Annotated in this window: 11 protein-coding genes; 6 read left to right on the top strand and 5 right to left on the bottom strand. The window is 37.0% G+C overall.

Annotation, left to right across the window (positions count from 1 at the left end; translation table 11 throughout):
* Both HWV54_RS03935 and HWV54_RS03930 read left to right on the top strand, forming a co-directional pair.
* Complete coding sequence (locus tag HWV54_RS03935; protein ID WP_005866510.1) at positions 1-798, top strand: ParA family protein; 798 nt, start codon at positions 1-3, stop codon at positions 796-798.
* 47 nt (positions 799-845) lie between these two features.
* Positions 846-1,751: a ParB/RepB/Spo0J family partition protein gene (locus HWV54_RS03930; RefSeq protein ID WP_005866512.1), complete on the top strand. Its 906-nt coding sequence runs from the start codon at positions 846-848 to the stop codon at positions 1,749-1,751.
* Positions 1,752-2,217: 466 nt separating this feature from the next.
* On the opposite strand, the gene gloB is transcribed toward HWV54_RS03930, so the two are convergent.
* From gloB to dapF, 5 genes are all read right to left on the bottom strand, one after another.
* Positions 2,218-2,988: a hydroxyacylglutathione hydrolase gene (gloB, locus tag HWV54_RS03925; protein ID WP_005866514.1), complete on the bottom strand. Its 771-nt coding sequence runs from the start codon at positions 2,986-2,988 to the stop codon at positions 2,218-2,220.
* Positions 2,989-3,056: 68 nt separating this feature from the next.
* On the bottom strand, positions 3,057-3,746 hold the full coding sequence (locus tag HWV54_RS03920; protein WP_005866515.1) for a septation protein A: 690 nt from the start codon (positions 3,744-3,746) through the stop codon (positions 3,057-3,059).
* On the bottom strand, positions 3,743-4,963 hold the full coding sequence (gene ftsY, locus HWV54_RS03915; protein WP_005866517.1) for a signal recognition particle-docking protein FtsY: 1,221 nt from the start codon (positions 4,961-4,963) through the stop codon (positions 3,743-3,745). The genes HWV54_RS03920 and ftsY overlap by 4 nt, the downstream gene beginning before the upstream one ends.
* Positions 4,964-4,976: 13 nt before the next feature.
* Positions 4,977-6,260 (bottom strand): tRNA (N(6)-L-threonylcarbamoyladenosine(37)-C(2))-methylthiotransferase MtaB, encoded by a 1,284-nt coding sequence (mtaB, locus tag HWV54_RS03910; RefSeq protein ID WP_005866519.1) that lies wholly within the window; start codon positions 6,258-6,260, stop codon positions 4,977-4,979.
* Positions 6,260-7,111, bottom strand: coding sequence for a diaminopimelate epimerase (gene dapF / locus HWV54_RS03905; RefSeq protein WP_005866520.1), 852 nt, complete (start codon positions 7,109-7,111; stop codon positions 6,260-6,262). Before dapF ends, mtaB begins: the two co-directional genes overlap by 1 nt.
* A 232-nt stretch (positions 7,112-7,343) precedes the next feature.
* Between dapF and HWV54_RS03900 the strand changes: the two genes are divergently transcribed.
* The 4 genes from HWV54_RS03900 to sucC all read left to right on the top strand — a co-directional run bounded on the left by HWV54_RS03900 (position 7,344) and on the right by sucC (position 11,707).
* Positions 7,344-7,889 (top strand): AprI/Inh family metalloprotease inhibitor, encoded by a 546-nt coding sequence (locus HWV54_RS03900; protein WP_005866522.1) that lies wholly within the window; start codon positions 7,344-7,346, stop codon positions 7,887-7,889.
* Between the two features lie 99 nt (positions 7,890-7,988).
* Positions 7,989-9,170 (top strand): cell division protein ZapE, encoded by a 1,182-nt coding sequence (zapE, locus tag HWV54_RS03895; protein ID WP_005866524.1) that lies wholly within the window; start codon positions 7,989-7,991, stop codon positions 9,168-9,170.
* 287 nt (positions 9,171-9,457) lie between these two features.
* Positions 9,458-10,420: a malate dehydrogenase gene (gene mdh, locus HWV54_RS03890; protein ID WP_005866526.1), complete on the top strand. Its 963-nt coding sequence runs from the start codon at positions 9,458-9,460 to the stop codon at positions 10,418-10,420.
* 90 nt (positions 10,421-10,510) lie between these two features.
* Positions 10,511-11,707 carry an ADP-forming succinate--CoA ligase subunit beta gene (sucC, locus tag HWV54_RS03885; RefSeq protein ID WP_005866528.1) on the top strand — a complete coding sequence of 399 codons (1,197 nt, stop codon included), beginning with the start codon at positions 10,511-10,513 and terminating at the stop codon, positions 11,705-11,707.
* Positions 11,708-11,710 lie beyond the last annotated feature (3 nt).

The raw sequence follows: 11,710 nt of genomic DNA, 5'->3' as shown, positions 1-11,710 counted from the left end.
ATGAGCGAAACACGGATTATCGCTATTGCAAACCAAAAAGGTGGGGTCGGAAAAACAACCACAGCAATTAATCTTGCAACAGCTTTAGCAGCCATTGGAGAAAATGTTTTAATTATGGATGTTGATCCACAAGGCAATGCCAGTACAGGATTAGGAATAGATCGTAATAGCCGTCCTTTGTCCTCGTATGATGTTTTGGTTTTGGGAATTTCAGTGACAAAAGCAGCTTTAAAAACAGCTGTACCAAATCTCTATATTGTGCCTTCAACTCTCGATCTTTTAGGTGTAGAAATGGAAATTTCTTCATCAAAAGATCGTATTCAACGGTTACGTAAGGCACTTTATGATGATCCAAAGATGGAAAGAAAATTCAGTTATATTTTAATTGATTGTCCTCCATCACTTAATCTTCTAACACTCAATGCTATGGGTGCAGCAGATTCTATTTTAGTACCTATGCAATGCGAGTTTTTAGCACTTGAAGGTTTAAGTCAATTACTTGAAACAGTAAAACAAGTACGATCTGTTCTTAATCCATCTTTAGAAATTCAAGGTATTGTTCTTACCATGTATGATGGACGTAATAATCTTTCAAATCAAGTTGTTGAAGATGTACGTTCTTTTATGGGAGATAAAGTTTACCGTACCGTTATTCCAAGAAATGTGCGGGTATCAGAAGCTCCTTCTTTCGGTAAACCAGTATTGCTTTATGATCTAAAGTGTGCAGGTAGTCAGGCTTATTTGCGTCTGGCGTCGGAAATGATTCAACGTGAAAAACAAGCATACGCTGCTGCTTAGAAATGTAAAAAAATAATTTTTGTAAAGAAAACTCAAAGAGCAAGATTATGAATGATGATCAATCAAAAAAAAGATTAGGACGTGGATTGGCAGCATTGATTGGTGATATCAATTTGAATAATAGTCTTACACGTTCACAAAATGCTGAAAAATTAGCAGAGTTTAGTACAGTTTCTACATTTTCTGAGCGACTTATCCCACTTGAATCTATTTCGTGTAATCCACACAATCCACGGCGCCATTTTACCGATTCAGAACTTGATAATTTGGCACAATCAATTCGCCAGCATGGTGTTGTTCAACCTGTTATTGTAAGATCTTCGCCTAATCATCCACAGCGGTTTGAATTGATTGCTGGCGAACGGCGGTGGCGTGCTGCACAACGAGCTAATTTAAAACAATTGCCAGTCATTATTCGAGATGTGGATGATAAGACGGCTTTAGAATTAGCAATTATCGAAAATGTTCAGCGTGCCGACCTTAATCCTATCGAAGAAGCAATGGGATATGAAGTTTTACTGAATGAGCATGGATATACGCAAGCAGATTTAGCACAAGTGATTGGAAAAAGCCGAAGTCATGTTGCAAATACGCTTCGTTTGTTAAAACTTCCATCAAAAGTACAGCAATTTTTAACTGATGGGCAACTTTCTGCTGGTCATGCACGCTGTCTTATTACCGTCGAAAATCCTCAAGATTTTGCCGAAAAAATTATTCGTGAAGGTCTTTCAGTGCGTCAAACAGAGATACTTGCATACGAACAGGCAAATCCTAGAGTCAAAAAACGAACTTCTTTGGAAAAAGATGCAGAGACAAAATCTTTAGAAAAATTGCTTGCAGATGTAATTGGCATGAAAGTTATTATCCGACATGGTAAAAAGGGTGGTGATCTAAAAATACATTACTCCTCATTAGAACAATTGGATGAAATCTGTAGACGTTTGCAAAACTAAGTGATTAAAATAATATAAATTCTATTCACAATATGCTCTTAAAATTTCGGTTATTCTGTACATATTTTTTACCGGATTCCAAATTTCTTAAAAACACTCTCCTTTTTTAATTCTTCAGGATTGTGGAAAAGCATTATTAATTGTTGCTTGAAAGGCTATGAGATCAAGAACGAAGTTTCTGAGTGTAACCCCATTTTTTCTTAAAATTTTCATTAGTTTTGGATAAGCAGAAATAAAAGAGATGCTACTTTCAAAACTTTTATCAAGTGTGATATCGGTGCTTTTTGTCCTTGTGGTAAGGCTTTACAACCTTTATAGGCTTATTCTATTTTTAAAAGGAAATTTTCTGTTAAAGAAAAATTTCTAATGATATATGGCGAAACAAAATCGATTTTCTATTCTCTTTGTCGCTATTTCTTGAGTATATATTACAAAAATAAAAGGGAAAAACAAATGCACTACAAACTTAAACATAGTTAAAATTATCTTTTCTTTTTCGGATTTCAGCAAAGACTTCTTCATCTGTTGCATCTGTCATTGCAAGTTTTTTTCGTAGAACAATATCATCCCAGCGAAGAAAAGGATTGGTAACTTTTTCTTGTCCTAAGGTTACAGGTAAAGTCATAGCATTTTTAGCACGCAACAAAAAAACCTCTTCTCTTCTCTGATGAAGTTTTTGGTTTTGTGGATCAAGAGTCAGTGCAAAAAGAGCATTAGTTTTGGTATATTCATGACCACAATAAAGTTGCGTTTCATCCGGAAGTTGGCGAAGCTTTTTTAAGGAATCCAGCATCTGCGCAGGTGTTCCTTCGAAAAGACGCCCACAACCAAGAGAAAAAAGTGTGTCTCCGGCAAAGAGTAAATCCTCTTCAGGAAAGTAGTAAGATAATGCGCCTAAAGTATGACCAGGTGTTGAAATAGCCAAAAGCGGGTGTGTACCAAAGAAAAAATACTCATCAGGTTGAAGTGTTTGGTCAAGATGTTTAATTTTTTCTTTTTCTGCTTCCGGTCCAATAACTACAGCTTTATAAACTTGTTTTAACTCTTCTAGTGCTTCTACATGGTCGTGATGATGATGAGTCACAAAAATAGCTTGAAGTGTCCAGTTACGACGTTTTAGAGCTCTATGAATCGCTTTACTTTCAGGTGCATCAATTGCGGCTGTGTGACCATTCTTTTCATCATGAATGAGAATACCAAAATTATCTTTTCTACAGATAAATTGCTCAATTAGCACATTACTCTCCATAAATAGTTTACAGCGATAAATCTACAAAATAATGTATAGTGATGGGCAATGTACGTTTAAGAATCAGACTTGTCCTTTTCTGTAAAAAAACCTTTTGAGTGTTTAAGAATAAGGGGCATTTGGATAAGCGCAAAGAGAATTGTTAGGGGCATAACACCAAATACTTTAAAACTGGTCCAAAAATTATCGCTAAAATTACGCCAAATGATTTCATTCAAAAGCGCAAGAAAAACGAAAAAGAATGCCCAACGATAGGTGAGTTTTTGCCATCCTAAATCGTCAAGTTTTAGAGTAGAATCTAAAGCATAACGCAAAAGTGGTTTTTTTAAAAAAATACCACTAAAAAGAATAAGAGCAAATAAGCTATTAATTATTGTTGGTTTCATTTTGATAAAAGTATCATTGTGAAGCCAAAGAGTTAAAAACCCAAAGACCAGAACAAAAACTCCTGAGATAAGGGGCATTATAGGAATTTTTCGCACAAAAATCCATGATAAGCTTAGAGAAACAATGATTGCCACCATGAACAAAGCTGTCGCAGGAAAAATAGGTTTATTAAAATTTTTAAAAATTCCAATATTGTTTATCAACCATTCCCCTTTATAATTAGCAAAAAAGAATACAACCAATGGTCCCATTTCTAAGAGAAATTTAAATGTTGGTGAAAGGTGCTTTTTTTGGTTATTCTTGATATTTTTTGAAATAGGGGTTTTGTGTGAATTAAGCTTAAAAGAGTTTTTTTTCATGCGTACCTTCCTACGATGGTTTTGGCAAAGTCAGAAGCAGAAAAAGGCTGAAGATCTTCTATATTCTCACCTATACCAATAAAATAAATGGGTAAGTTATATTTTGCTGCAATGGCGACAAGAATTCCTCCTCGTGCAGTACCATCGAGCTTTGTCATGACTAAACCATTAACACCAGCAATATTACGGAAAGTATCTACTTGATTTAGTGCATTTTGCCCAGTGGTTGCATCAAGCGTTTGAAGGATTGTATGGGGGGCTTGGGGAGAGTGTTTGCCTAAAACACGAATGATTTTTGCCAATTCGTCCATCAGTTCAGTTTTGTTTTGTAGGCGTCCAGCTGTGTCAATAATCAATACATCACTATTTACTTTTTTTGCTTTTTCATAAGCATCAAATGCTAAGCTAGCTGCATCTGCACCGAGTTTTGTTGAAATAACAGGAGATCCTGTACGGTCACCCCAAACGTGTAGCTGTTCAATAGCTGCGGCGCGGAATGTGTCGCAGGCAGCTAGCATAACTTTTAATCCTCCTGAGGTGAGTTTTGCTGCAAGTTTTCCAATAGTTGTCGTTTTTCCAGTGCCATTTACACCTACCAATAAAATAACGTGAGGTTTATGGTTAAGATCAAGTTCTAGTGGAATTGCAACAGGTTCCAACACTTTCTTTATTTCATTTTCCATAATGGTGTGAATGTCATCTGAAGATAGATTCTTCTCATAGCGATTGGAAGCTAGATTATCGGTAATACGTGTAGCCGTTTCTACACCAAGATCAGCTTGGATAAGGATATCTTCTAGCTCTTGTAATGTGTCTTCATCAAGTTTTCCTTTAACAAAGAGGTCACCAATCGATTCGTTTAAGCGTTGTGAAGAAAGGGCTAAACCTTTTTTAAGGCGCCAAAACCACGCTGTTTTTTTCTGTTCGACAGAGGATACTGATGAAAGTTCTTCAATTTTTTTTTCACTAATTGTGTTTGTGACAATTACTTTGCCAGAATGGGATTCAAAAGGTCGTGTTTCTCCAGTATGGTTTTTAGGTGTTGTACTTTGATTTTCTGTTTGCTCTTCTTTTACAACTTCTATAGGGGACAAATTGTTTTTTGTAATTCCATTTTTGTCTTTCATATCAGCTTCATACGGAGTGGAAATTCGTTGCAGTTCCGGCTCTTTAGGCTTTTTAAAAGAGAGCATTTTTTTGATAAAAGACTTTTTCATAAAGATTTCCTGCTTAGGCTGCATTCAATTCCGGGAGAATAGCAATCAATTTATTGCCATCGTGATCAACAATTAGAGCTTGAACAATTGTTCCAGCTTTTGCACCTTTAACTTTTGCAAGGGTATAATCTTCTGTCCGTCCAATTTCATCTTTTTCAACAAGAATTTTTTGCTGACTGTTTTGTAAGTGAGTAAGATGCTTTTGATAAGCTTTCTCACCTGCTTTACGCAATCTTTCTGCACGTATCTTAATTACCGTACGATTGATTTGTGGCATACGTGCGGCAGGTGTTCCTTCTCTTGGACTGAAAGGAAAGACATGAAGATGTGTTAAATTACAGTCATTGATCAGAGCGAGACTATTTTGGAACATCTCTTCTGTTTCAGTAGGAAAACCAGCAATTAAATCGGCACCGTAGACCATTGTAGGACGTTTGGCGCGTAAATCTTGGCAGAATTGAATTGCATGTTCGCGCAAGTGCCGCCGTTTCATTCGCTTTAAAATCATATTATCGCCTGCTTGCAAAGATAAATGTAAATGTGGCATTATCCTTTCTTCATAAGCTAAAAGATTTATAAGTTCTTGATCTGCTTCGATAGAATCAATTGATGAAAGGCGCAACCGGGGCAAGTCAGGAACATGATGTAATATGGCTGAAGTTAATTTTCCTAAGGTTGTTTTTCCGGGAAGGTCGTGTCCATAGCTTGTGAGGTCGACGCCTGTAAGAACTACTTCTTGAATACCGTTGCCTGTTAGTTGTTTAATTTGTTCAATTACAGTACCCATAGGTACTGAGCGTGATGGTCCACGTCCATACGGAATAATACAAAATGTACAGCGATGATCACATCCATTTTGTATTTGTACAAAAGCGCGTGTGCGTTCTTCCATTGAACTAACCATATGCGGAGCAATTTTTTGCACTTCCATGATGTCATTGACACGCAATTTTTCATCATGGTTGATACCAAAATCAGGGAGTTGACGGTAAGAATGAGCATGGAGCTTTTCTTCATTTCCTAAAATAAGATCCACTTCTGTCATTAGGGCAAAATTTTTCGCTTCTGTTTGTGCGGCACATCCCGTGACAATAATACGAACATGTGGATTTTTACGTTTTGCTTTTCGAATAGCTTGTTTTGCTTGTCGCACAGCCTCGGCTGTGACAGCACAAGTATTAAAGATAATAGCACCATCTTTAAGTTGATCTAGCCCCGAAGAAGCACTTTCTTTGCGTATGATTTCTGTTTCGTAGCTATTGAGTCGACAACCAAAAGTTACAATTTCTATAGTCATCAAAAAAAATCCTTTTTATAGTTTCCTGTTAAAGGATTAAAAAAACCACTAAATTCGTATTTAACTGGTCCTGTCATAATAATATGATCGTCTTCTCGATAAAAAATATTCAGTTTCCCTCCTGGTAAATTTACATCAATATGGCGTTGTGTGAGTCCACGTCGGTAGGCAGACACCGCACCAGCACAAGCAGCGCTGCCGCATGCTTGCGTTAAACCTGCTCCTCTCTCCCATGTTCGTAAATTTAGACTTTTCTGTGATGTAGCACAAGCAATGGAAATATTGCACCGTTCTGTAAAAAGGGGATCATGTTCAAGTTTTGGTCCATATTTTTCTAATGGAATGTGTTGAATATTGCTTTCAACAAAAAAAATAGCATGAAGATTGCCAACGGATACAAGACAAGCATCTTTTAAAGGACCAGCGGTAAGTTTTACATGATTGGTATCCACTATTTCACGTGAAACAGGCATCTCTTTAGCATTGAAAATTGGGCGTCCCATATCAACAGAGATGAGGTTGCCACTTTGGTGTTTACCTTCAATAATTCCAGCGGGTGTTTCCAATCGAAAGCTTTTACCAAAATTATGGTCAATGAGCCATGCGATTACGCAGCGGGTACCATTACCACATGCTTTAGCTATTGAACCGTCAGCGTTCCATATTTCGATGCGGAAATCAGCTTCTTTTTGGGTAGCTGGATAGATAGCCATAATTTGATCAAAATATGTTTGGGGATCTCTTGCTAAAGCAAAAATTGCCTCTGGTGTGATAGCATGTGTGCTATTACACATATCAGCAACAATGATTTGATTTCCAAGACCGTTCATTTTGCTGAATGGTATTTTCATGAAATTTCTCTATTTTTAGTGAATGCCCACAAAGATATATGACTGAAAATCTTATAAATTTCTAGTGCTTAATAGATATAAAACTGATGGCAAGAATTATTTGTCATTCAAAATAGATAATTTTCATCCTGTTTTTTTTAATTTGTTAATGTATCTTTGTAAAATGCCATATAACGAATGTTCGCTATTTCTTTTAGTGAGCTTATTTATTGTCGTGGGAAAGAGTATAGATATGTCATTTTCAAAAATTTCATTTTTCGTTGTAATATCAACTGTAACATTTTTAGGAGGATGCTTAACATCACAGTTTAACAGTTATGAGAGTAGCAACACATTAGAAGTTTTTTATCCACTTCAACAAATGCCAACAGAAGTGATGTCTGATGTATCGTCTTCTCGTTTATCAGCGTCTGGGGCAGCAGATGTTTCTATATATGAGAAAGGAAGTTCTCAGAGTGATGGACGAATGGCTAATTTCAAATTGCCAGGTAATGCCGTTGATTTGTTTCCTGCGAGTATTGCTGGGGTATGGAATCTTTCTATGGATGGTAAGACATGCCGAATTGCAACACCACAAACAAAATTTGGCCAAGGATACCGTGCTGGCCCTTTACACTGCCCAGGAATCGTTTCTCAAGTAAATTCGTGGGCTGTTAAAGGAAAAAGATTATATTTCTATAATAATTCAGGACGCATTATTGTTACTCTTTATTCTTCCAATGTTGATCGCTTTGAAGGACGTACACTTGATGATTTTCCAGTTGTTTTGAGCCGTTAGAACGTTTTTAGCCGTTTATAGAAAATAAGGAATATGTGTATAGGTCTATGAAGTAAGCCTGTATTTCTCATTGAAAACGGTTTAAAAAAGGTTGTTTAGATGACTTTAGTTTCAATACGCTATAAAGAACTGGTGCTCAAAAAAGAAATCAGTTTAGATTCTGCTCAATTGGCTTTAGCAGAGCATTTTGATAATTTGTTACAAAAAATTGCAGAGCAAAATGTTTCTCGTCGTTGGGCATTTGGGCATTTTTTCAAGAGAAAGAAACAAACTTTTACACGTATTTCAAGACGAGGTAATAGAGATAATTCCTTTCAGGGACTGTATATTTATGGTGAAGTAGGACGAGGCAAAACCATGCTGATGGATTTGTTCTTTTCTTGTTTGCCAAAGGAGCGTAAAAAACGCGCCCATTTTAATGATTTCATGGCCGATGTGCATGAGCGTATTAATATTTATCGTCAAACATCAACGCACAAAAAAGCTAGACAAGATAATCCTATTTTAGCCGTTGCTGAAGATCTTGCACAAGAAGCCCAAGTACTTTGTTTTGATGAATTTAGTGTAACCGATATTGCTGATGCCATGGTGCTTGGCCGTCTTGTCACTGCTTTATTTGATAAAGGGATTTTCTTTGTTGCGACTTCAAATGTTGCTCCAGATAATCTTTATTATAACGGTTTAAACCGAGAGCTCTTTTTACCTTTTATTCAAGTTTTGAAAGCACATGTTCGCGTTGTCAATCTTGATGCGAAAACAGATTATCGTCTTGAAAAATTGAATCTACAACATGTGTATATAACGCCGTTAGGGTTGAGAGCAGATAAATGCATGGATCAAGCTTGGGCACTGGTGCTGCAAGGACAAAAAGAAACATCTGATGAGTTTTTTATGAGAGGGCGTCTTGTTCATATTCCACGCTCTGGTGCGGGTTGTGCACGCTTTGATTATCAAGATTTATGTGCAAAACCTTTGGCGGCAGCAGAATATTTAGCATTAGGGGAACGTTATCATACGATTTTTGTCGATAATGTACCAGTGATGGATGATACATGTCGCAATGAAACCAAACGGTTTATTTTACTTATTGATGTTCTTTATGAACGCCATATAAGATTGTTTATGTCAGCGGCAGTGAAGCTTGAAGATTTGTATAAGGGACATGCGCAAACGTCTGAAACATTTGAATTTCAGAGAACACAATCGCGCCTTTTCGAGATGCAAAGCCAGGATTATTTAAAATTTTGGGCAGAACGTTTTCTTTTGAAGGAAAAGAACTGATTATAACTTTATCTTTGCGTAAATTGTAGGAATATAACTTTTTGAATTTAAAAGAAGTGTAATAATTCTATTGTATTTTTTAAAAATTCACTTTATCGATACATCATAATAATTTTCTAATTGCACGTTTCCATGGAGGATTATAGCTTCTATGAAGTAAAGAAGTTTGGTGAATTTCTTCTTTTTTTTCTTTTGAAGATATTGTTAAAATATGGCTAAAGTCAAAGAAATATTTATACTGGCGCTGGTAAGTATACGCTGAGTTTTCTAAAGTTAGGAAAAATAAAATGACACGGAAAAAAATAGCTCTCATTGGTTCGGGTATGATCGGTGGCACTTTAGCACATATGATTGGGCTTAAAGAGCTTGGTGATATTGTCTTATTTGATATTGCAGATGGTTTGTCACAGGGAAAGGCTCTTGATATTGCCGAATCTTCACCCGTTGACGGTTTTGATGTCAGTTTAAAAGGTGCTAATGCTTATGAGGCAATTGAAGGTGCTGATGTTGTCATTGTAACAGCAGGTGTTGCACGAAAACCAGGTATGAGCCGTGATGATCTTCTAAGCATTAATTTGAAAGTGATGGAGCAAGTTGGTATTGGGATTAAAAAATATGCATCTTCAGCGTTTGTTATTTGTATTACCAATCCCCTTGATGCAATGGTATGGGCATTGCAGAAATTTTCCGGTCTTCCTACACATAAAGTAGTTGGTATGGCTGGTGTTCTTGATTCAGCGCGTTTTCGTCATTTCTTGTCTGAGGAATTTAGGGTTTCTGTTAAAGATGTGACAGCGTTTGTTTTAGGAGGGCATGGTGATTCAATGGTGCCTCTGGTGCGTTATTCAACGGTTGGTGGTATTTCTTTGCCTGATCTTGTGAAGATGGGATGGACTACGCAAGAAAGAATTAATCAAATTATCCAGCGTACTCGTGATGGTGGTGCAGAAATTGTTAGTTTATTAAAAACAGGGTCTGCTTTTTATGCACCAGCGGCTTCTGCTGTTTCTATGGCTGAAGCCTATTTGAAGGATACTAAGCGTGTTGTTCCTGTCGCAGCCTATCTTTCTGGGGAATACGGAGTTAGTGATACCTATGTTGGTGTTCCTGTTGTACTTGGTGCGGGTGGGGTTGAACGAGTCATCGAAATTGATCTTGATAAAGAGGAAAGAGGTGCTTTTGAGAATTCAGTGAATGCGGTTAAGAAGCTTTGTGAAGCTTGTATAACTATTGTGCCTGGTCTCAAATAAATTGAGCAAGGTTCTATTCATTAGAACAGAGTATTTAAAAATTAGGATTTGAGTATTATAAAATGATCCATAAAAGAAAAGGACAAATGCATGAATATCCATGAATATCAGGCCAAACGTCTGCTTCATGAATATGGAGCGCCAATTGCAAATGGTGTTGCTATTTATTCTGTAGAGCAAGCTGAAAAATGGGCAAAGAAATTGCCTGGACCACTCTATGTGGTTAAAAGTCAGATACATGCTGGTGGTCGTGGTAAAGGGAAGTTTAAAGAACTTTCTCTTGATGCAAAGGGTGGTGTTCGGCTTGCAAAATCCGTTGAAGAAGTTGTTGCTAATGTAAAAGAAATGCTTGGTAAAACTTTGGTAACCAAGCAAACTGGTCCAGAAGGAAAACAGGTCAATCGTCTTTATATTGAAGATGGTGCTGATATAGAACGGGAGCTTTATCTTTCACTTTTAGTTGATCGTAGCGTTGGTCGGGTGGCTTTTGTTGTTTCAACAGAAGGTGGTATGGATATTGAAACGGTTGCTGAAAAAACGCCAGAAAAAATTTTAACTCTACCCATTGATGTTACACAGGGCGTTACCTCTGATGTTTGTGCAAGGCTTTGTGATGCATTGGTATTGTGTGATAGTGCAAGAGAAGATGGAGAAAAGCTTTTTCCAATTCTTTATAAAGTGTTTTGTGAAAAAGATATGAGCCTTCTTGAGATTAATCCGCTTATTGTGATGAAAGATGGTCATTTGCGCATTCTTGATGCGAAAGTTTCTTTCGATAATAATGCTCTGTTCCGTCATCCAGATATTTTAGAATTGCGTGATACTTCAGAAGAAGATCCAAAAGAGATCGAAGCATCAAAACATGATCTTGCTTATGTTGCTCTTGAAGGCACAATTGGTTGTATGGTTAATGGTGCGGGACTTGCTATGGCGACAATGGATATCATTAAGCTTTATGGAGCTGAGCCTGCAAACTTTCTTGATGTTGGTGGTGGAGCTTCAAAAGAGAAGGTAACTGCTGCTTTTAAAATTATCACTGCTGATCCGAATGTTAAAGGCATTTTGGTTAATATTTTTGGTGGTATTATGCGTTGCGATGTCATTGCTGAAGGTGTGGTTGCTGCTGTTCGCGAAGTTGGTTTAAAGGTTCCTTTGGTTGTTCGTCTTGAAGGTACAAATGTTGAGCAAGGTAAAGCAATTATCAGTGACAGTGGTTTAAATGTTATTCCCGCTGATGATTTGGATGACGCTGCTCAAAAAATTGTTGCAGCCGTGAAGGGAGTTTAAGCG

The sequence above is a fragment of the Bartonella alsatica genome (assembly GCF_013388295.1).
GTDB lineage: Bacteria > Pseudomonadota > Alphaproteobacteria > Rhizobiales > Rhizobiaceae > Bartonella > Bartonella alsatica.
This window is presented reverse-complemented; position numbering and strand designations above follow the sequence as displayed.

Coding starts and splice junctions, on each gene's coding strand:
- zapE (WP_005866524.1), top strand. CDS start 7,989: ATGACTTTAGTTTCAATACGCTATAAAGAACTGGTGCTCAAAAAAGAA.
- HWV54_RS03920 (WP_005866515.1), bottom strand. CDS start 3,746: ATGAAAAAAAACTCTTTTAAGCTTAATTCACACAAAACCCCTATTTCA.
- mdh (WP_005866526.1), top strand. CDS start 9,458: ATGACACGGAAAAAAATAGCTCTCATTGGTTCGGGTATGATCGGTGGC.
- HWV54_RS03935 (WP_005866510.1), top strand. CDS start 1: ATGAGCGAAACACGGATTATCGCTATTGCAAACCAAAAAGGTGGGGTC.
- dapF (WP_005866520.1), bottom strand. CDS start 7,111: ATGAAAATACCATTCAGCAAAATGAACGGTCTTGGAAATCAAATCATT.
- mtaB (WP_005866519.1), bottom strand. CDS start 6,260: ATGACTATAGAAATTGTAACTTTTGGTTGTCGACTCAATAGCTACGAA.
- ftsY (WP_005866517.1), bottom strand. CDS start 4,963: ATGAAAAAGTCTTTTATCAAAAAAATGCTCTCTTTTAAAAAGCCTAAA.
- HWV54_RS03930 (WP_005866512.1), top strand. CDS start 846: ATGAATGATGATCAATCAAAAAAAAGATTAGGACGTGGATTGGCAGCA.
- HWV54_RS03900 (WP_005866522.1), top strand. CDS start 7,344: ATGTCATTTTCAAAAATTTCATTTTTCGTTGTAATATCAACTGTAACA.
- sucC (WP_005866528.1), top strand. CDS start 10,511: ATGAATATCCATGAATATCAGGCCAAACGTCTGCTTCATGAATATGGA.